This window comes from Flintibacter sp. SJQ-8, from assembly GCF_054108085.1.
The window spans coordinates 120256-140751 of sequence record NZ_JBPJWR010000016.1 but is presented as its reverse complement, the minus strand read 5'-3'; the positions used below and the strand labels follow the sequence as shown (position 1 = coordinate 140751).

The window sequence follows — 20496 nt, the reverse complement described above, 5'->3', positions numbered from 1 at the left end:
AAAACGGCAAGGCGGGTAACATCCCTGCCTTGCCGGTTTTCTGGGCTTATTGGGTTGAAACCAGGCCTACCGCTGTACCCTGGACGCCTGTTTATCCCGATACATCTCCTGGTCGGCCTGTTCATAGGCCTGGTCAAAGGAGAACTCGCCGCCTTCCACGGTGGAGACGCCGAAGGAGACGCTGAGGGTCAGGTGCTCGTCGCTGTGCTGGGAGAGCTTTTGGCGGATGCGGTCCACCAGGGCGTGGGCCTGGTCGTTGGGGCAGTGGGTACACAGGATCAAAAACTCGTCCCCGCCCACCCGCATGGCGACGTCGTTGGGGGAGACCGACTCCTGGATGACATTGGCCACCCGCTGCAACAGCAGGTCGCCATACTCGTGGCCCAGGGTGTCGTTGGTCCGCTTTAAATAGTTGCAGTCGGCCATGATGAGGCTGACAGGCAGGTCCCCGGCGCGGACGAAGCGCTTGCTGCGGGACTCCATATAGTTGCGGTTGTGCAGGCCGGTGAGCTTATCTTTAAAGGACAGCTCCTCCGTCTGCTTCACCGAGGTGATATCCCGGGTGGTGATGAGCAGAGCCTGGATGTTGCCATAGCCGTCGAACTTTTGGGGGATGAGCATGACGGAGAACCAGGCGTCGTGGCAGTCCTTTACCTCGCAGCCCAAAAACGGCTTGCCTTTCAGGCGCTCCGGCATGGTGTCCAGGTCCAAAAAGTGCATCACGGTGGGGTAGTAGTCCGCTTTTACCTCTGTCTTGCACACGGCGAAGAGAAAGTCGTATGGGTCCCGGTGCTTTTTGAAGATGGCCTTCAGCCGCCCGGACAGGCGGATGGGCTCCAGGGTCATGTTGTCCGTGTGGAGCAGGAAGGTGGAGTTATAGGCGGTGCTGATGGCGTTGATGATGCGCAGTTGCTTTTCCATCTTGTTCATGCTCAGCTTGTCATAGTGGCGCTGGATGGCCAGGATGATGATGCCCACCCCCAGATAGGCCATAAAGCCGAAGGCCAGATAGGCGGTGCGGTGGGTAAAGATGTCCTCCGCCGCGTAGACGGCATAGACATAATAGCTGCTGTACACCCGGCGCAGACCATAGTAGGTGGTGTGCTGATACTCAAATTTGGTAAAGGCCCCGTCCTTCCACTGGATGGTGGAGGCCAGCTGGTGATACTGGGTGGTGCCCAGCTCGTCCACGATGGCGCTGTTGGTGGACAGGACCTGGGTCCCGTCGGTGATGACCAGGGTGGGATTTTTGTCAAAGCTGTTGTTGGTCAGGATGCTGCGGATGGTCAGCTCGTATGGGTCGGAGGCCGGCTTCTCCGTGGAGGCATAGCACAGGATCAGGCGGCTTCCGTCGTCGGTGGCGGTGGCCGCCATGTCATAGGGGACATCGTTCAGGGTCATGTGGTCCACATAGGTCTTCTCCGGGTGGGCCAGAATGTCCTGCATGTTCTTTTTCGCCGTGGTCTCGGTCCACAGGGACAGGGTGTTCTGGTGGTCCATGTCGGCCTGAGCGATGGGCTGGAGGTCCTGGTCCAGGATGACGATGCCGCCCACATGTTCGGTGTAGATAAACTCCTTTAAAAAGGCGGGGTCGGTCAGCTGCTGGGGGGAGATGAACTTTTTCAGCCCGTCCGCCTTATCCAGCAGGTCCTGGAGGGCCCGGGCGGAGCTGCCCCGGGTGTAGTTGTCGAACTTTTCGCACTCGGCCTGGACAAAGGCGGTGGTCTCCTCCGCCATTTTATAGGTCTCCGCCAGGTCCTGATACTGGACCATGACCCCCACGGCGACAAAGACGAAAATGCTGACCACCAGGAAGACGCCCACGGCCAACTGGAGCCACCGGGAAGCTGCGCGCTTAATGATGCACATGGGCGGCCTCCTCTCCTGCGGACGTATACCGCTGATAGATCGTGTCGATGGTGCCGTCGGCCTTCATCTCCTAAATAGCGGCGTCGATGTCCTGGCAGTGGGTGGTGTCGTCGTCCAGGCGGAAGGCCACGGCCAGGTCGGCGGTGAGCATAGAGCCGTCCAGAAAGCGATATTGCCCCGGATAAGCTGGTCAATACCTACTGCAACACGGCCTCGTGGCCGCCCAGGGCCCCGGTATAGCCCTTGACAAAGGCGGTCTCCGCCATCTCAAACGTCCCGCAGGCGTAGATATGCAGGGTGGGGCGGCTGTCGGCGCGGCTGAGCAGCAGCTCTTCGATCTTGGAACCGGCCCGGACCGCCATGCCAGGGCCAGCGTTCAGTTCGTTTAAGTCCTGGTCGGGGCTTTTGACGTCCACGATGGCCCGCAGGTCGCTTTGCAGATAGGCGTCCGTCCAGCGGTAGTCGTCCTCCCGGCCGTTCTTGATGAAGGCGCTCCAGAGACAGTCCACCGTCCCGTTCTGAAGGTCCTCATCCCGGTCCGTCCAGGAGATCTGGATGAAGTCGGGCTGATATCCGGCCCTGCGGCAGGCCTCGGCGGCGATCTCCGCGTCGATCCCGGCGCAGTTCCCGTTTTCATCGATGTAGAAAAAAGGCCGCAGGGTGTCCACGCCGATCTTCAGCACCGGGAGGGACTGTTCGCCCTGGCCGGCCTGGGCGTCCGGCGGCGCGGACTGCTGGCAGGCGCACAAAATACCCGCCGCAGTCAAAACCGACAGGACGGCAGGAACGAGCTTTTTTATGGTCTGTTTATTCAAAAATGACCCTCCTAAATGGTCAGGAAGCGCCTGTCCCCAGACGGGTCTGATCGTCTCTCGCCGGACCGGGGTCGATCTGTCCGTGACCGGCGGATATCTTTATTATAGCACACGGACAGAAGATATCCAGCGGCTTTTGAAAAAATATTGGTGAGATTTGGCATGGAGCTGGACATGGTAACAGATGCTTTGATTGTTATTCGTATCTATTTTCTGTTTTTCTTAAATGAATTGAAGGCGGATATGGGGCGGACCTGCGATTGAAGTTTTATGACGCTTGCCCGTCCGGGATATTTTGACTATACTGAAAGGGAAGAGAACGGCCCGACGGGCTTAGAGAATATTGGAGTGAACACGATGATCGACAAGATGCTGGTGCGGGGGGCGCGGGTCCACAATTTGAAGAATGTGGACGTGGACATCCCGCTGAATAGGATCGTGGGCGTCGCCGGGGTGTCCGGCTCGGGGAAGTCCTCCCTGGCCCTGGGGGTGCTGTATGCCGAGGGCTCCCGGCGGTATCTGGAGGCCCTGTCCACCTATACCCGCCGCCGGATGACCCAGGCGGCCCGGGCTTCTGTGGAAGAGGTGCTGTATGTCCCCGCCGCCCTGGCCTTGCACCAGCGGCCAGGAGTGCCCGGCATCCGCAGCACCTTCGGCACGGGGACGGAGCTTTTGAACAGCCTGCGGCTGATGTTCTCCCGCCTGGCCAGCCACTGCTGTCCCAACGGCCACTATGTGCCGCCCACCCTGGCGGTGGCCGCCGGGAAGGAGCTGATCTGTCCCACCTGCGGCGCGGCCTTCTGGGCACCCTCTGCCGAGGAACTGGCCTTTAACTCCCAGGGGGCCTGCGAGAAGTGCGGAGGCACGGGGACGGTCCGCACGGTAAATCTGGACTCCCTGGTGCCTGACGACTCCCTGACCATCGACGGCGGGGCGGTGGCCCCCTGGAACAGCCTAATGTGGTCCCTGATGACCGACGTGTGCCGGGAGATGGGGGTGCGCACCGACGTGCCCTTCCGGGAGCTGACGGAGCGGGAAAAAGACATCGTGTTCCACGGCCCGGCGGAGAAGAAGCACATTTTCTATCACGCCAAGGGTTCCAACCAGGCGGGAGAGCTGGACTTTACTTATTTCAACGCGGTGTACACCGTGGAAAACGCCCTGTCCAAGGTGAAGGACGAGAAGGGCATGAAGCGGGTGGAGAAGTTTTTAAAGGAGGAGGTCTGTCCGGCCTGTCATGGCACCCGCCTGTCCGCCGCCGCGAGAGCGCCCAAGCTGCGGGGCATCACCCTGGACGCGGCCTGCACCATGACCCTGTCCGCCCTGAACGACTGGGTGGGGGGCGTCCCCGCCAGCCTGCCGGAGGAGCTGCGCCCCATGGCAGCGAGCATCTGCGAGGCATTTACCGGCACGGCCCGGCGGCTGCTGGACCTGGGGCTGGGCTATCTCACCCTGGACCGCTCCGCCGCCACCCTGTCCACCGGGGAGCGGCAGCGGATGCAGCTGGCCCGGGCGGTGCGCAACCGCACCACCGGGGTGCTGTATGTGCTGGACGAGCCGTCTATCGGCCTGCACCCGGCCAACATCGTGGGGCTGACGGGGGTGATGCACGATTTAGTGGCCGACGGCAACTCCGTTATTCTGGTGGACCACGACACGCAGATTTTGAAAGAAGCGGACTGGGTGGTGGAGATGGGCCCGGAGGCTGGGGCCGGGGGCGGCCACGTCATCGCCCAGGGGACCATCCCCCAGATCAAGGCCGACCCCGTCTCTCAGATCGGCCCCTTCCTGGCGGGACGGGCGGAGACCCGGCGTCCCCGGGCAGCCAAAGAGGACCTGTTTGCCCTTGGCACCATCCACCTGTCCACAGATCAGGTTCACACGGTAAAGCCCCTGGAAGTGGACATCCCCAAGGGGCGACTCACCGTGGTCACAGGAGTGTCCGGCTCCGGAAAGACCACTATGGTGCTGGAGAGCCTGATCCCCGCCCTGGAGGCCAAAATCGGGGACAGGCCTCTGCCGGAGCACATCCGGGGAGTGGACGCCCCTGGCATCGCCCACGTGAAGCTCATCGACGCCACCCCCATCGGGGTCAACGTCCGCTCTACCGTGGCCACCTACGCCGGGGTCCACGACGAGCTGCGCAAGCTCTTCGCCAGAACGCCGGAGGCCAAGGAGCGGGGCTATAAAAACGGGGACTTCTCCTATAACACGGGCAGGCTCCGCTGTCCCGGCTGCGACGGCACGGGGGTGGTCAGCCTGGATGTGCAGTTTTTGCCCGACGTGACCATCCCCTGCCCGGACTGCCGTGGCTCCCGCTATGGCCGTCAGGCCGGGGAGGTGAAGCTGGTGAACAAGGCCGGACAGGCCGCCTCGCTGCCCGAACTGATGGACATGGACGTGACCGCCGCCCTGGACTTCTGTCAGGACAGAAAGACGGTGCGCCAGAAGCTGGAGACGCTGAAGCAGCTTGGCCTGGGCTACCTCACCCTGGGGGAGGAGACCCCCAGCCTGTCCGGCGGCGAGGCCCAGCGGCTGAAGCTGGCCAGCGAGATCGGGCGGAGCCAGACGGACACGGTGTTCGTCTTTGACGAGCCGTCCATCGGCCTGCACCCCTTGGATGTCCAGGTGCTGCTGGGGGTGTTCCAGGCCCTGCTGGACAACGGGGCCACCGTCATCGTCATCGAGCACGACCTGGACGTCATCCGCAACGCGGATTTTATTCTGGACATGGGCCCCGGCGGCGGGGAGCAGGGGGGACGAATCGTCGCCAGCGGCACCCCGGAGGAAGTTCAGGCCGACCCGGACAGCATCACGGGGCGATATCTGTAACACAGGAGGTTAGAGAACATGAAGCTCATCCATTTATCCGACCTGCACCTGGGCAAGCGGGTCGGCGAGGTGTCCATGCTGGAGGACCAGGCCTATATCCTGGACCGGGTTCTGGACATCGTGGACGGGGCGGGGCCGGACGCCCTGCTCATCGCCGGGGACGTGTATGACAAGAGCGTGCCCTCTGCCGAGGCGGTGACCCTGTTTGACGACTTCCTCTGCCGCCTGGCCCGGCGGAAGCTGCCCGTGCTGGTCATCAGCGGCAACCACGACTCCCCGGAGCGGCTGGCCTTCGGCTCCCGGCTGATGGAGGGGGCGGGGGTGCATCTGTCCCCTGTGTACGATGGGAATGTAAAGCCGATCACCCTGACAGATGAACACGGCCCCGTGGACTTCTGGCTGCTGCCCTTTTTAAAGCCCGCCCACCTGCGGCGCTTCTACCCGGAGGAAACCATCGACAGTTACACCGACGCCGTGGGGGCGGCCATCGCCCATATGAATATCGACCCCAGCCGCCGGAACGTGCTGCTGTGCCACCAGTTCGTCACCGGGGCGGCCACCTGCGAGTCGGAGGAGCTTATCGTGGGCGGCACGGACAACGTGGATGCCGCCGTGTTCGATGGCTTTGACTATGTGGCCCTGGGGCATCTCCACGGGCCCCAGAACGTGGGCTCCAGCCGCATCCGCTACTGCGGCACGCCCCTGAAATACAGCTTTTCGGAAGCAAGCCAATATAAGAGCGTCACCGTGGCAGAGCTGGGGGAGAAGGGCGATTTAACGCTGCACACCGTCCCCCTCACGCCCCGGCATGACATGCGGGTGATCCAGGGGACCTTCGCCCAGCTCACGGCTGAAAACAGCGACGCCGCCGGGGAGCGGGAGGACTATCTCCACATCATCCTCACCGACGAGGAGGATGTGCCCGAGGCCCTGGGCCGCCTGCGGCTCGTCTACCCCAACATTTTAAAGCTCAGCTATGACAACACCCGCACCCGGACCAGCCAGAGCGTGGACCGGGCACAGCGCGTGGCGCAGAAGTCGCCGCTGGAGCTGTTCGAGGAACTGTATGAGACCCAGAACAACCAGCCCATGAGCCAGGAGCAGCGGGACTTTGCACAACGGCTCATCGAGCAGCTGAGGGAGGAGGACGCATGAGACCGCTGAACTTGACCATCGCCGGCTTCGGCCCCTATGCCGATGTACAGGAGTTGGACTTTACAAAGCTGGGCCAGCGGGGCCTATACCTCATCACCGGGGACACCGGGGCGGGGAAGACGACCATCTTCGATGCCATCACCTTCGCCCTGTTCGGGGAGGCCAGCGGCGGGGACCGGAGCGCGGACATGCTCCGCTCCAAATACGCCGGGCTGGACGCCCCCACCTATGTGGAGCTGACCTTTGCCTATGACGGGAAGGAGTACACCGTCCGCCGCAGCCCGGAGTATGAGCGGAAGAAGGCCCGGGGCGTGGGGATCACCCGCCAGGCGGCGGACGCCCAGCTCACCTATCCCGATGGCCGGGTGGTGACCAAGCTGAAGGAGGTGGACCGGGCCGTCCGGGACATCATCGGCGTGTCAAGGGAGCAGTTTGCCCAGGTGGCCATGATCTCCCAGGGCAGCTTCCGCCAGCTGCTCCAGGCGGACACCAAGCAGCGGCAGAAGATCTTTCGGGACATCTTCGGCACGGGGCTGTATGTGTCTTTGCAGGAGGAACTGAAGGAACGCGCCGCCCAGGTGAAGCTCCGGCGGGACCAGGCCGCCGCAGGCATCCGGCAGTTTGTGGAGAGCATCGTCTGCGACGGGGAGGACCCTCTGGCGATGGAGGTGGCCCGCGCCTGGGGCGGGTCGCTGCCCACAGCGGAGGTGGCCCGTCTGCTGGAAAAGCTGCTGGCCCAGGACACGGCCCGGCAGGAGGAGCTGACCGGTCAGAGCCAGCAGACTGACCGGGAGATGGAGCGGGTGGTGGCCGGACTGACCCAGGCCCAGACCCGCCAGCGGGCGCAGCAGGCCCTGGCGGCCAGAAACCAGGAGGAGGGTCAGTGGACGGCCTATCTGGCCCAGCTGACGGCGTCTCTGGAGCAGGCCCGGGCCACGCTCCCGGAACAGGAGCAGCTCACCCGTCAGATCGCCGCGTTAGAGGCCATGCAGCCCGACTATGACGCCCTGGAGCAGAAGCGCCGGAGCCTGAAGGAGAAGGAGCAGACCCTGGCGGCGGCCAAAAACGCCCAGCAGAGCTGGCAGCAGCACCGGGCCGCCCTGGCCGGGGAGCTGGAGGCCATGACCCAGGAGCGGAAAGGGCTGGAGGGGGCCGACGCGGAGCGGGAGCGACTGGAAAACCAGCGCCAGTGGCTGAACCAGCGCCGGGAGCAGGTGCTCCAGCTGATGGGGGACGGGAGTGCCCTGGCCCAGGCCCAGCAGTGGCTGGGGCAGCTGCAGCAGACCTATCGGGCCGCCGCAGACCGGTCAGCCCAGCTGTGGCAGCGGTATGACGGGATGCAGCGGGCCTTTCTGGACGAGCAGGCGGGCATTCTGGCCGCCGGATTGCAGCCGGGGACGCCCTGCCCGGTGTGCGGGTCTGTGCATCACCCCCGGCTGGCCGCCATCTCTCAGCAGGCACCCACCGAGGCCGACGTGAAGGGGGCCAAGAGAACTATGAGGCGGCCCAGAAGCAGACGGAGCAGGCCAGCGCCAATGCCAGCGCCCAGCGGGGTTCTGTCATGGCGGCGGAGAGGGCCTTTCGGGAGAAGAGCGCCGCCCTGTTCGGAGACCTGCCTGTAGAGCAGGCGCCTGCCGCCGGAGCGGCAGAGAAGCAGCAGCTAGAGGCCCAATTACAGGCGCTGGCGGGGCAGATCGCCCAGATGGGGCGCCGGGCGGCCAGAAGGGACCAGCTGGATAAGCTCCTCCCCGCCCGGGAGAAGGCCCTGGCCGACGCGGACGGGACCTTGGCCCAGGCCCAGAACCAGATATCGGCCCTCACCGCCGCGGCCTGGGAGCTGGCTGACCAGGTGGCCGCCATGGAGGAGAAGCTGGGTTATCCCGACAAGCCGACCCTGAACCGGGAGATCCAGGTCCGCCGTCAGCGGCTGGCGGGGCTGAAAAATGCCCAGGCCCAGGCCGAGACGGCCTATAACGCCGGGAAAGAGCATCTGACGGCGGTGCGCTCCGCCATGGAACAGCTGAAAGGGCAGCTGGCGGATACCCCGGAGACGGACGGGGAGGCCCTGGCCCGGCAGAGGGGGGAGCTGCTCCAGCGCCGGGCCGATCTCAGTGCCCAGGCCAAAACGGTCCACGCCCGCCTGACGGCCAACGCCGCCGCCCGGGAGGGCATCGCCAGGAAAGAGCAGGCCCTGTCGGCCCTGGACGCCCAATATGCCTGGATGAAGGCCCTGTCCGACACGGCCAACGGCACCCTGTCCGGAAAGGACAAGGTCATGCTGGAGACCTATATCCAGGCGGCCTATTTTGACCGCATCCTGGACCGGGCCAACCTGCGCCTGCGGAAGATGTCCGGCGGGCAGTATGATCTGGAGCGGCGGAAAAACGCCAGTGACCAGCGCAGCCAGAGCGGGTTAGAACTGGACATCATCGACCACATCAACACCACCCGCCGCAGCGTGAACACCCTGTCCGGCGGCGAGGCCTTTCTGGCCTCCCTGGCCCTGGCACTGGGGCTGTCCGACGAGGTGCAGATGTCCACCGGCATCCACCTGGACACCCTGTTCGTGGACGAGGGCTTTGGCTCCCTGGACTCCGAGGCCCTGAACAAGGCCTATCTCACCCTGGCCGGTCTCACCCAGGGCAACCGCCTGGTGGGGGTCATCTCCCACGTGGCAGAACTGAAAGAAAAAATTGACCGCCAGATCGTGGTGAAAAAAGACCAGACCGGCCAGAGCCGGGCGACGATCATTGGGGAATAAGATCACAAAAATAGCCGCTGCATCGCGCAGCGGCTATTTTTGTGGCAGCAAACAGATCATGACGGCTCCTCGGGTTCCTGGGGGAGAAGGGTCAGCGCCTCGTCCGGGGCATTCAGATACAGCTCCTCGCATTCCCGCTGGGCGGCGATGAGCGTATCAATGGCCTGCTCGGTGGCATGAAATAAAGAGAGATACATTGCTTTATAGTCCGGCATAGGATCACCTCATGGCCATTTTAACCTGAAACAGGTTAAAAGTAAATACCCTGTTTCAGGTTATGACATACTCTGTTCGAGGTGAGCGCCATGAACAGACTGCGGGATTTGAGAGAGGACGCGGACCTGAATCAGACCCAGGTGGCCAAATTTTTAGGGATGTCTCAGACCGGCTATTCCAAGTATGAGACAGAGGAAAACGACATCCCCACACAGGTCCTCATTAAGCTGGCCAAGTTCTATCACACCAGCACCGATTATATCTTAGGCGTCAGCGACAGGAGAGAGCCAATTTGATGTCACACACAAAGCTGAGGATTCGTGACCTGCGGGAGGATGCCGACCTGACGCAGAAGCAGGTGGCGGAGCTGCTCTTCTGCGACCAGTCCCTCTATTCCAAGTATGAGCGAGGCGAGCGGGACCTGCCGTTAAAGCTAGCCATTCAATTGGCGGACTTCTATCACGTGTCGCTGGACTATCTGGCGGGGCGGACGAACCGAAAACAGGAATATTAAGTCGATCATTCCCCCGGCGGCAGCCGGGGGTGTTTCTTTATTGGAAACGGTAAAAGGCACAAAAGGTACAGAATGAAATTGTACACTTTGCCAACGGCAAAAACGAAAAGTTCGTATGGCTTTTTTGCGCCGCCGTAGTATGATTAAAGATGGAGTATGTCCCCTATGGCAGCGCCGATGGCAACGAGGCCGCGGGCAGTCTGCGGGAAAACAACCTGCGGGACCGGGACGTGCTGCGGGTGGGCCTTTGGCAGACGGCGGAGACCCGCAACGGCGAGGTGCTCACCTATTTAAAGTCGGAGAACCTGCCCTATGAGATCGTCTATTACGACACGGCGGCGGAGCAGCAGCAGGCCCTGGTGGGCGGGGCGGTGGACGTGATCTCCAGCGTGTCTCTGTCCCCGGTGGCCAACACCCGCATCGTGGCCCAGTTCGCCCCCCGGCCCTATTACTTCGTCTCCACCAAGGGAAACGCGGCGCTGATCGACCAGCTGGACGAGACCATCCGGCGCATCGACCTGGTGGAGCCCAATTTGCAGGACAGTCTCTATGACAACTATTTCCGGGTGGTCAACGACGCCTTCTATCTCACTGACGCCCAGAAGGCGGCCCTGGCGGACATGGGGACCCTGCGGGTGCTGTGTACAGAGAACGCGGCCCCCTATGCCTATCGGACCGGGGAGGCCCCCGCCGGGATGCTGGTGTCCATCCTGAACAACTTTGCCGAAAAGGCGGGGCTGAAGCTGGAATACACCTTTGCCCCGACCGGGAGAGCGCCCAGAAGATGATCGCCGACGGGCATTACGACGCCTTCATCGGCGCGCCCCTCACCTCTGGCATGTGCGCGGGGCTGGGCTTTATCAACAGCGCCCCGGCCATCCAGGCGGGCCTGGCCTATGCCCAGCACCCCACCAAGAGCGGCGGCGACCCCGGTCAGCAGACCATCGCCATGGTGAAGGGGCTGGAGGAGCAGATCCCCACGGAGGAATACGGCACGGTGCTCCTGTGTGACAACTCCAAGGCGTGCGTGGAGGCGGTGGAGGCCGGCAAGGCCGACGTGGCCGCCGGGACCTGGGCCGGGCTGGAGTATTACATCTATGAGACGGGCAGCACCCTGGTCACCAGTCTGCTGCCGGGGCAGAACATGGACGCGGACATCGCCGTGTCCCGGGACTGCGACACCCAGCTGCTGGCCGCCATGAACAACTATATCTACAGCATCTCTGAGGACGAGCTGGCGGGCTATCTCAGCACGGGGAACCTCCACCCGGATTCCAGCTCTGTGCTGCTGTTTGCCCGGCGGTACCCGGTGCAGGCCATGATGGCCGTGACGGCGGTGACGGCCCTGGTGGCCGCTATCGTGGTGTGCCTGCTCCTGCGGGCCTCCCGGCAGCGGGCGAAGATGCAGGCCGTCCACAACCGCCAGCTCAGCCAGGCCCTTCAGATCGCCCGGGACGCCAACGAGGCCAAGACCACCTTCCTGTCCAACATGAGCCACGACATCCGCACCCCCCCTGAACGTGGTGCTGGGCATGACCCAGGTGGCCCAGAAGTATAAAAACGACGGGGCAAAGCTGGACAACGCCCTGGCCAACATCACCAAGGAGGGCAACTATCTGCTGGTGCTCATCAACTCCATCCTGGACGTGAACCAGCTGGAGCACGGGGCCATCGAGCTGGTTCGGGAGCCCTTTGACCCGGCGGCCTGCCTGCGGGAGAGCGTGGACATTCTGCGGCCCCTGTTTGGCAAGAAGGAGCAGCACCTCACCGTCCAGTGCGGCTGCAAGGACCGGGTGGTGGTGGGCGACGCCAACCGCCTGAAACAGATCCTGATCAACATCATCTCCAACGCCATCAAGTATACCGAGGCGGGCGGCCACATCGACCTGCGCCTGGACGAGCTGCCGGAAAATCGCTATCGCTTCACCTGCCGGGACGACGGCATCGGCATGACAGAGGAGTTTGTCCGGCACATCTGCGAGGACTATGCCCGGGCGGAGGACAGCCGGGTGTCCAAGACCCAGGGCACGGGCCTGGGCATGTCGGTGGTGAAGGGCTTTACCGAGCTGATGGGCGGCGCCCTGTCCATCCAGAGCAAGCTGGGGGAGGGCTCCACCTTCACCGTGGAGATCCCCTTCCCGGCGGCCACGGAGGAGGAGCGCAAGACCGTTCTCCGCCCCCGCCAGGAGCGGGAGGAGCTGGGCCACGAGTATGTGGGCCGAAAGGTCCTGCTGGTGGAGGACAACGCCCTGAACGCCGAGATCGCCACCGAGCTGCTGGAGATGGTGGGCCTGCGGGTGGAGTGGGCCGAAAACGGAAAGGTCGGCATCCAGCGCTATGAGGCCTCGGCCCCGGACGAGTATTTCGCCGTGTTCATGGACATGCAGATGCCCGTGATGGACGGCGTGACCGCCACCCGGCTCATCCGCCAGAGCAGCCGCCCCGACCACGACATCCCCATCTTCGCCATGACGGCCAACACCTTTGCCAGCGACCGGCGCAGATGCCGGGAGGCGGGCATGAACGGCTACATCCCCAAGCCGGTGAGCGTGAAGAACATCGAAGAGGCCCTCACGGTCATCGAGAAATAACGAGAGATCAAACGAGTAAAAAACAGGCCCCGCTTTGCAGAGAGCACAGTGCTTTCGGAAAGCGGGGCCTGTTTCTATTTTGAGCTCAGAGGGCGGCGCCGCGCTTGGGGCGGAACAGACCGGTCATGTCTGCCCCCTCCAGCTCCAGCAGGCGGATCTTCTTATCAATCCCCCCGGCGTAGCCAGTGAGGCTGCCGCCGGACCCCACCACCCGGTGGCAGGGAATGAGGATGGAGATGTGGTTGTGCCCCACCGCGCCGCCCACGGCCTGGGCGGACATGTGGGGCAGCCCCTGCCGCTCCGCCAGCTGCCGGGCCAGGTCCCCATAGGTGACGGTGCGGCCGTAGGGAATTTGCAGCAGCAATTCCCACACCGCCTGACGGAAGGGGGAACCCAGGGGGTGGAGCGGGGGGAGAAAATCGGGTTCGCGCCCGGAGAAATAGACGTCCAGCCAGCGCCGGGTCTCCGCTAAGACGGGAGTCTCCCGCTGGACGTGCTCCTGGGGGAGGGTATCGGCGAAATACTTTTGCCCCTCGAACCAGAGGCCGGTAAGCCCGACCTCGTCAGCGGCCAGGAGCATCCCGCCTAGGGGGGAGTCGTAATGCTGGGTACAGGTCATAGGTCACACCTCCAAGAAAATTCTGTCTGACTATAGTCTAACACAAATGTTCGAGCGACGCCAGAGGGAATTTTACGGAAAGAAAAGAATTTGGCGAATGCTGGGGAATATGTTACAATGGAGGGGACCTTTTTGAAAAAAGGAGGGATCACGGCGTGAGACGGCTGATGATCTTGGAAGTGTCGCAAAAGCAGGCGTATATTTTCGCCAGCCGCAGGCTGCGGGAGAATGCCGCCCGCTCAGAGGATATCCGATATGTGACCGAGAGCCGGTTTTTCCAGCGGGCGGCGGGGCCGCTGTATCGGGAAGAGGAGGACCTGGTCTATGCCGGGGGCGGCCACACGGTGCTGCAATTTGACAGCCGGGAGCGGGCCGACGCCTTTGCCCGTGCGGTGACCGAGACGGCCATGGTCCAGTTCCCCGGGCTGGAGCTGTTTGTGAAGCAGCTGGACTATGACGAGAACAAGACCCCCGGGGAGAACCTAAAGGCCCTCTCCGCCGCGCTGGAGGGGAAGAAAGCCCTGCGGCGGGCGTCCTTCCGCCGCCCGACCTTCGGCGTGGAGCAGGCGCAGGGGGAGACCGTGCCCCCGGGCCGGGTGGCCGGGGGGATCGAAGTGCCGGAGCACTGGTGCTTTCCCGCCCAGTTTGAGGAACTGGCCGGAGCAGACAACTTCATCGCTGTGGTCCACGCCGACGGCAACGGCATGGGCAGACGGGTGGAGCGCATCTATGAAAGCTGCACCCATTGGGAGGACTGCCGCCGGGCCTTGCAGGACTTCAGCCAAGGCATCCAGGCCGACTTTGAGACGGCCTTCCGCCAGACGGTGGAGACGGTGATCGCCAGCGGCTATGCCCCGGACAGGCTGCCCATCCGCCCGGTGGTGCTGGCGGGGGACGACGTGTGCTTTGTCACCGCCGGGAACATCGGCCTGGAGTGCGCCCGGGTGTTTTTGCAGAAGCTGTCCGCCCTGGAGAACTGCCGTCAGCCGGGGCAGCCCTATGCCGCCTGCGCCGGGGTGGCCATGGTCCACAAGAAGTATCCCTTCCATCGGGCCTATGACCTGGCGGAGGAGCTGTGCGCCAGCGCCAAGCGTTTTGGGGCGGAGATCGACGACCAGGGCCGGGTGTCCGCCATGGACTGGCACATCGAGTTCGGCCAGCTGAAGGACGGCCTGGCCACCCAGCGGGAGGACTATGAGACGGAGGACGGCTGCCGCATGGAGCTGCGCCCGGTAGTGGTCCTGGCCCCGGAGGGGGTGGACCGGGCCAAACTGGCGGAGAAGACCGGCGGCGTGCGCACCTATGCCTTTTTCCAGGCCATGCACCGCTTGCTGCGGGGGGAGTATGGCCAGACGGCCCGGGCCAAGCTGAAGGGTCTGCGCACCGCCGTGAAGCAGGGAAAGACGGCGGCGGCCTTCTACCTGGGCAGCCGGGAGCTGAGCGACCTGCTCTACCACAGCTTTGCCGCCCGGTATCAGACGGAGGAGGAGCGCAAGCGGGTCTATCAGGCCGCATTAGAGAGTGGGAACGGCCTGGAGAAGGGCCTGTTCCAGAAAATCGACGGGGTGGACCGCTGCCTGTTCTTCGACGGGGTGGAGCTCATCGACCACGGGGTGGACCTTGAGGAGGTGCAGGCATGAGCGTGACCATACAGGTGACCATGGAGCTGCTGTCCGACGCCATCTTCGGCTCGGGCTACAGCATCCCCGGTGGGGAGGACGTGGCCGTGTGCCGGGACGAGGGGGGCTATCCCTATTTCAAGGGCAGCACCCTGAAGGGCCTGCTGCGGGAGAGCCTGGAGAACCTGGCGGCCTGGACCGGACGGGGCACCCAGGACGCCGACGCCATGCTGGGGCAGTCCGGCTGGGACGGCACGGAGGAGGCCCGCCGGGTCCATCTCACCGCCCTGACTTTGGAGCAGCCCCCGGCGGACCCGGAGGACTGCTACTCCACCAGGACCTTTACCAGCTTAGAGGGGGGCGTGGTGAAGACCGGCTCTCTGCGCATGGCGGCCTGCATCCGCCGGGGGCTGCGCTTCTCCGGCCAGCTGACCTGCGCCGAAGAGGACGAGGCTTTGCTGCTGGACGCCCTGGCGGGCGTCAAGTGGGCGGGCACCCTGCGCAGCCGGGGCTTTGGCCGGGTGCGGCTCCGGGGAGTGCGGCTGGCTCAGCCCGAGGGGGAGCGCCCCCAGGTGAGGGGCCGGTGGCACCGCTATACCCTGACCACCCAGACACCGGTGCTCATCACCGACCTGAGCCGCAGCGGGGAGAACAGCTATGAGACCCGGGGCTATATCCCCGGCTCCGCCGTCCGGGGCATGGTGATGAGCGCCCTGGCCGCCCAGCAGCCGGAGTGGTTCCAGGCCAATCGCCGGGCATTGCTGTCTGACGGCATCCGCTTCCTGGACGCGGTGCCCGCCCCCGTGGACGGCCCCGTGCTGCCCGCCATCCGGGGCTTTTACGAGACCAAGGAGGAGACGGGGCTGGAGAGCGTGGTGGTAAACGGCGCGTTTACCCCGGGAAAGAAACGGGCCCGGCTGGGCTCCTTCTGCACGTTGGAGGGGGGGACCATCCGGTTCTGGAGCGCCCGGACCGACGGGACCATGCGCATCCAGCGCAATGTGGCGACGGGGGAGGACCCCCGTCCCTTCCAGACCCGATATCTTAGTGCCGGACAAGTTTTTCGGGGCTATATCGCCCTGGAGGACGAGGGGCTGTCGGAGCAGATCGGCGCCATCTTGAATGGCACAGTCTGGCTGGGAGCGGACCGGTTCGAGGGCTTTGGCAAGTGTAGCGTGACCGAACTGCAATCGGTGCCCGGCCCGGACTGGGCGGAGGGCTATGCCATCGAACAGCCGGGAGAAGAACTTTATCTGCTGGCCGTGTCCCCCCTGACCATGCTGGGGGAGACGGGGGAGCCCTGCGGCCTGAATCTGGCGGCCCTGGCGGACAAGCTGGGGGTGGAGCGGGTGGAGGCCCCCTTCTGCGGCACGGCGCTGGCGGAATTCGGCGGCTATAACCGCACCTGGAAATGCCGCGCCCCCGCCGTGACCATGTATGACCGGGGGAGCCTGTTCCACTTGGTCTGCTCCGAAGCGCCCGCCCCGGAACGACTCCGTGCCATAGAGCGGGAGGGCCTGGGCGTCCGCCGGGGGGAGGGCTTTGGCCAGGTGCTGTTCCTGTCCCCGGAGCGCTTTGAGAATTTGCGAAACAAGGCCAGCGTGGAGCGCCCCGTTCAGGGCCGGGAGAACCGGAGCGTCCGGGACGGAGAATACCGCTGGGTCATGGACCACGCCGACAAGGTCCGGCAGTGCGGGCTGTCCCGCAGCCAGATCGGCACCCTCCAGGCCCTGTGCCAGCAGGCGCTCTCCCACGGCGGGGACGCCGGGGCGCTGTACGCCCATTTGGACAAGAATCTGCATGACCGGGGGATGCGCCACGGCAGAAAATTTGAGGAGATGGCCGCCCTGGTCCACCAGGTGCTGGACCGCCCTCTGGCGCGGACCTTGGGTTTGGCGGACTGCCCGGACCGGCGGCTGGAGCTTTTGGACATGCTGTTTGATTATAGCCGGAAACGGGACGGCGGGGAGGAGGGATAACATGGCGGCGACCTATACTTACGCGGCCCGGTATGAGGCCCAGGCCCGCTGCTCCACGCCCCTGCGCACCGGCGGGAGCGACGGGGACACGGAACAGATCTTGCGGAGCTGGGACGGGACCGCCCTGCTCCAGGGCAGCTCCATCGCCGGGGCCCTGCGGGAGCACCTGGCGGCTTTGGATCCGGACATGGCCGAGAAACTGTTCGGCAGCCAAAAACAGAGTGGGCGGCTGATCGTGTCCGACGGGGTGTTCGACGCCGACGCCCAGTGCCAGACCCGGTCCCGGTTGCGTATAGACCGGGCCACCGGGACAGCGGCAGCGGGCGGAAAATTCGACGTGGCCCACCTCGCCGCTGACAGCCGGTTTTCCTTTACATTGACCTGGCTGGACCTGACACGGGACGAGGGGGAACTGCGGGCGGTGGAAGGACTGCTGGCGGCCCTGCACAGCGGCCAGATCCGCCTGGGCGGACAGAAGAGCGGCGGCTTTGGCCGGGTGAGCCTGACCGTCCGCCGCCGGTGCTTTGACCTGACGGACCCGGCAGACCGAACAGCGTGGCTAGCGGACCAGCCCGCCACAGAGCTTTTGACCCTGCCCAAGGAGACCGGAGGGGGGCGGGTGACCTTTGTCCTCACCGGACGGGCGGACAGCCTGCTCATTCGCTCCGGCGCGCCCCTGGAGACGGAAAAGCGGCGGGGGGCCTACACCCCCAACCTGACGGAGAACGGGCGGCCCGTGCTCCCCGGCTCCTCCATAAAGGGGGCAGTGCGGGCCAGGGCGGAGCAGATCGCGGCGGCGCTGGTCCTGTCCAAAGGGCGGACAGAGGCCCTGTTTGGCCGGGGGGCCGGGGCGGAGGACAACGGTCTGCCCGGACAGGTATTTTTTGAGGACGGCGTTATCACCCAGCCCCAGAAAAAGCAGATCAGCCGCATCCGCATCAACCGCTTTACCGGCGGCGTGATCCGGGGCGGGCTGTTCACCGAGGAGCCGCTGCGCTGCGACTTAGAACTGCGCATCTCTGCCCCAGACGCCCCGGCGGACTGCGGCCTGCTGCTGTACGCCCTGCGGGACCTGGGGGCGGGGCTGTATAACCTGGGCAGCGGCGGCGCCATTGGCCGGGGCTATGTCCAGGTGGACCGGCTCACCGCCACCCTGTCAGACGGCAGGCGGGCGTCGCTGACCTTTGACCGGGAGCGGCGCTGCACGGCGGAGGACCCGGAGGATATCTTCAAGACCTGGCTGAGCGCGCTGGAGGAGGAACGGACATGAGACAGGAGACAATAAGCCTTCAGGCGGCCCTGGAAGCGGGGCAGAAGCTGCCCTTCGCCTGGGTCCGCTCCCTCAGCCAGGTGGCCCTGGGCCGGACGCCCCTGGCGGTGGACCTGGAGGAGCTGCTGGAGGCCCGCTTTTTCAGCCGGGACCGGGAGATCCGAATTTTCCCCGGGGAGGACGGCCTGAGGGCCGTGGAACTGACAGGGGAGCCGGAGGACCACGTCATCGAAGAGGAATATCCTGTCGAAAATCCGCAGTTCGGCAGGTCCATCACCGTCACCCGTGTCATGGACTGGGACGAGGACGGCCAGGCTTATATTGCGGCCACCCGGCTGAGCGGCTGGAAGGAGGGCAAGGCAGATGCGTGAGCAGTTTCAATCAAAGGTCCGCGCCCCCTATAACTTTGTGCCCTTCGCCAACAAGGTCCTGCTGCGCTACGCCGGGCCGGAGGAGCTGCCCCGCCACGATCGGATGGACCCGGCCCTGAAAAGCGGCGAGATCCACGTGACCATGACGGCGGATACCCCGGTGTTCGTCTCAGACGGGAGAGACAACTTTTTCCGTGCCCCTAACGGTCAATACGCCCTGCCCGGCTCCACCATCCGGGGCATGGTGCGGGAGAACATGCAGATCCTGGGCTTCGGGTGCGTCCATCCGGGGGAGGACTTTGAGGACGTGCAGATCTACTTCCGGGAGATGGCGGCGGCCCGGGGGAGCGCCGGGGGCGCCCTGAAAGCGTATTACCAGGCGGCCCTGGGGGTGGAGACCCGGAAGGTTGACCGGGGGCGGTCTGTTTCCGTCCCCACCAAGGTCCGGGCGGGCTATCTGCGCAGCACCGACAAGGGATACATCATCCAGCCGGTGGCCGGGACCTATCTCCGGGTGTCCAGAAAGCACCCGGACGCGGCGGCCCTGGGTCTGGACCCGGCCCAGGCCCTGCCGGTGGCCTATCAGGCGGCGGGGGAGCGGGTCACGGCCCTCCGCCGCAGCGCCGCCCCCGTCCCCGGCATGGAGCGGGGGATGCTGCTGGTCACGGGCAGGCCGGTGGGCAGGCCCAACCACCTGTATCTCTTCCCCCAGGCGGACGAGGACAAACCGGCGTTGGAGCTGAGCGACCAGGACGTGCTGTCCTATCAGGAGGACTGGGAGAACCGGAAAAATGTGCTGGGCCGGGCAAACTTTTGGGCCTTGCCCCGAGCGGGGGAGGAGAAGCCCGTCTTCTACCTCCGCCATGAGGGGCACACCTACTTCGGTATGAGCCTGTTTCTGCGCATCGGCTATGGCAGCGCCCTGTCCCAGGGCCTGCCCCAGCGGCACCGGGACGCCCAGGCCGAGCCGGGGGTGGACTATCCCCACGGGATATTGGGCTTTGCGGGGCCGGAGGGGGCCTATCGCTCAAGGGTGTCTTTCGGCGATCTTCCCGCCCTGGGCCAGGTGAAGCCGGAGCCGCCCCTGGGGGCGGTGCTGGCGGGACCCAAGCCCAGCTATTACCCCGGCTATGTGGCGGAGGGGAAAAACTATGCCCAGGAGGGCTTCTGCCTGCGGGGCTATAAGCAATATTGGCTGAAAGAGCCGGGAAAGGTCCCGGCGGGAAAAGAGAAGGTCCAGTCCACGCTGCGGCCCCTGCCCAAGGGGACCCGGTTCCGGGGGGTCATTCGCTTTCAGAACCTCCACGAGGACGAGCTGGGCCTGCTGTTGTGGTGCCTGCGGCTGGACCAGGGCTGCTATCAGAGCCTGGGCATGGGCAAGCCCCTGGGCCTGGGCCGGATGGAACTGCACATCGACCGGCTGGTGGAGACGGACCCGACAGAGCTGTACAGCCCTGAAAATCTATGCGGCCCGGCAGGGGCGGACCGGACGGACCGGGTGGAGGACTACATCCGCGCCTATGACCGCTATGCCGCAGACAGGTTGCGGCTGAAGCAGCCGTCCATCCGCAGCCGGGCGGAGATAAAGGACTTTTTTTATCTCCGCCGCCAAATCCAGCCAGGGGAGAGGGCGGGCTATATGGCCCTGGAGGAGTATAAAAACGTCCGCCAGCCTCTGCCCACCGTGGCCGACTTCCGGGCGGATGAGGGGGAACTGGCGAAGCCGCCGGAAGAAAAAACTGCCCCCACCATGGAGGAGCTGATGGCCCAGCTGGCCCAAAAATATGGCCGCCATTAAATAGAAGAACACAGAAAAGCAGACGCCCACGGATTGAACTGCACCCCATTTGTTAGACAGTATGGTATACTATCTAACAAGTGGGGT

At 64.6% G+C, this 20496-nt stretch carries 18 protein-coding genes; 14 read left to right on the top strand and 4 right to left on the bottom strand.

The annotated features are described in order from the left end of the window. Positions 1-66: 66 nt before the first annotated feature. Both ACSAMP_RS12130 and ACSAMP_RS12125 read right to left on the bottom strand, forming a co-directional pair. Positions 67-1869, bottom strand: a complete 1803-nt coding sequence (locus tag ACSAMP_RS12130; RefSeq protein ID WP_457800639.1) for a GGDEF domain-containing protein — start codon at positions 1867-1869, stop codon at positions 67-69. A gap of 197 nt (positions 1870-2066) precedes the next feature. Beyond that, positions 2067-2684, bottom strand: coding sequence for a transporter substrate-binding domain-containing protein (locus ACSAMP_RS12125; protein WP_457800638.1), 618 nt, complete (start codon positions 2682-2684; stop codon positions 2067-2069). Between the two features lie 357 nt (positions 2685-3041). Here ACSAMP_RS12125 and ACSAMP_RS12120 point away from each other — a divergent pair, with 357 nt between their 5' ends. From ACSAMP_RS12120 to ACSAMP_RS12105, 4 genes are read left to right on the top strand one after another with little or no spacing between them, the layout of a single operon-like run. Then, entirely contained in the window at positions 3042-5516 is a 2475-nt protein-coding gene (locus tag ACSAMP_RS12120; protein ID WP_457800637.1) for an excinuclease ABC subunit UvrA, read from the top strand. A gap of 18 nt (positions 5517-5534) precedes the next feature. Further along, positions 5535-6671, top strand: a complete 1137-nt coding sequence (locus ACSAMP_RS12115; RefSeq protein WP_457800636.1) for an exonuclease SbcCD subunit D — start codon at positions 5535-5537, stop codon at positions 6669-6671. After that, complete coding sequence (locus ACSAMP_RS12110) at positions 6668-8293, top strand: AAA family ATPase (protein WP_457800635.1); 1626 nt, start codon at positions 6668-6670, stop codon at positions 8291-8293. The genes ACSAMP_RS12115 and ACSAMP_RS12110 overlap by 4 nt, the downstream gene beginning before the upstream one ends. After that, on the top strand, positions 8233-9432 hold the full coding sequence (locus ACSAMP_RS12105) for an SbcC/MukB-like Walker B domain-containing protein (RefSeq protein ID WP_457800634.1): 1200 nt from the start codon (positions 8233-8235) through the stop codon (positions 9430-9432). Before ACSAMP_RS12110 ends, ACSAMP_RS12105 begins: the two co-directional genes overlap by 61 nt. A 56-nt stretch (positions 9433-9488) precedes the next feature. Here the strand turns inward: ACSAMP_RS12105 and ACSAMP_RS12100 are convergent, their stop codons facing one another. Then, on the bottom strand, positions 9489-9647 hold the full coding sequence (locus ACSAMP_RS12100) for a hypothetical protein (protein ID WP_457800633.1): 159 nt from the start codon (positions 9645-9647) through the stop codon (positions 9489-9491). Between the two features lie 90 nt (positions 9648-9737). On the opposite strand from ACSAMP_RS12100, the gene ACSAMP_RS12095 reads away from it, so the two are divergent. The 5 genes from ACSAMP_RS12095 (at position 9738) to ACSAMP_RS12075 (ending at position 12753) form a co-directional block, all read left to right on the top strand. Further along, positions 9738-9944 carry a helix-turn-helix domain-containing protein gene (locus ACSAMP_RS12095; protein ID WP_457800632.1) on the top strand — a complete coding sequence of 69 codons (207 nt, stop codon included), beginning with the start codon at positions 9738-9740 and terminating at the stop codon, positions 9942-9944. Continuing rightward, the gene (locus ACSAMP_RS12090; RefSeq protein WP_457800980.1) at positions 9944-10162 is read left to right on the top strand and encodes a helix-turn-helix domain-containing protein; all 219 of its coding nucleotides are present in this window, start codon (positions 9944-9946) and stop codon (positions 10160-10162) included. The genes ACSAMP_RS12095 and ACSAMP_RS12090 overlap by 1 nt, the downstream gene beginning before the upstream one ends. A gap of 149 nt (positions 10163-10311) precedes the next feature. Continuing rightward, on the top strand, positions 10312-10950 hold the full coding sequence (locus ACSAMP_RS12085; RefSeq protein ID WP_457800631.1) for a hypothetical protein: 639 nt from the start codon (positions 10312-10314) through the stop codon (positions 10948-10950). After that, entirely contained in the window at positions 10947-11720 is a 774-nt protein-coding gene (locus ACSAMP_RS12080) for a hypothetical protein (protein WP_457800630.1), read from the top strand. The genes ACSAMP_RS12085 and ACSAMP_RS12080 overlap by 4 nt, the downstream gene beginning before the upstream one ends. Further along, positions 11695-12753 carry a sensor histidine kinase gene (locus tag ACSAMP_RS12075; RefSeq protein ID WP_457800629.1) on the top strand — a complete coding sequence of 353 codons (1059 nt, stop codon included), beginning with the start codon at positions 11695-11697 and terminating at the stop codon, positions 12751-12753. Before ACSAMP_RS12080 ends, ACSAMP_RS12075 begins: the two co-directional genes overlap by 26 nt. A gap of 85 nt (positions 12754-12838) precedes the next feature. Here the strand turns inward: ACSAMP_RS12075 and ACSAMP_RS12070 are convergent, their stop codons facing one another. Beyond that, on the bottom strand, positions 12839-13372 hold the full coding sequence (locus ACSAMP_RS12070) for a methylated-DNA--[protein]-cysteine S-methyltransferase (RefSeq protein ID WP_457800628.1): 534 nt from the start codon (positions 13370-13372) through the stop codon (positions 12839-12841). Between the two features lie 155 nt (positions 13373-13527). Between ACSAMP_RS12070 and ACSAMP_RS12065 the strand changes: the two genes are divergently transcribed. From ACSAMP_RS12065 to ACSAMP_RS12045, 5 genes are read left to right on the top strand one after another with little or no spacing between them, the layout of a single operon-like run. Next, a complete protein-coding gene (locus ACSAMP_RS12065) occupies positions 13528-15012 on the top strand; it encodes a Cas10/Cmr2 second palm domain-containing protein (RefSeq protein ID WP_457800627.1) in 1485 nt (494 codons plus the stop codon). After that, positions 15009-16970 (top strand): RAMP superfamily CRISPR-associated protein, encoded by a 1962-nt coding sequence (locus ACSAMP_RS12060; protein ID WP_457800626.1) that lies wholly within the window; start codon positions 15009-15011, stop codon positions 16968-16970. The genes ACSAMP_RS12065 and ACSAMP_RS12060 overlap by 4 nt, the downstream gene beginning before the upstream one ends. Position 16971: 1 nt before the next feature. Beyond that, positions 16972-18240, top strand: coding sequence for an RAMP superfamily CRISPR-associated protein (locus ACSAMP_RS12055; protein ID WP_457800625.1), 1269 nt, complete (start codon positions 16972-16974; stop codon positions 18238-18240). Next, the gene (locus ACSAMP_RS12050) at positions 18237-18611 is read left to right on the top strand and encodes a hypothetical protein (protein WP_457800624.1); all 375 of its coding nucleotides are present in this window, start codon (positions 18237-18239) and stop codon (positions 18609-18611) included. Before ACSAMP_RS12055 ends, ACSAMP_RS12050 begins: the two co-directional genes overlap by 4 nt. Next, positions 18604-20409, top strand: a complete 1806-nt coding sequence (locus tag ACSAMP_RS12045; protein WP_457800623.1) for a TIGR03986 family type III CRISPR-associated RAMP protein — start codon at positions 18604-18606, stop codon at positions 20407-20409. Before ACSAMP_RS12050 ends, ACSAMP_RS12045 begins: the two co-directional genes overlap by 8 nt. Positions 20410-20496 lie beyond the last annotated feature (87 nt).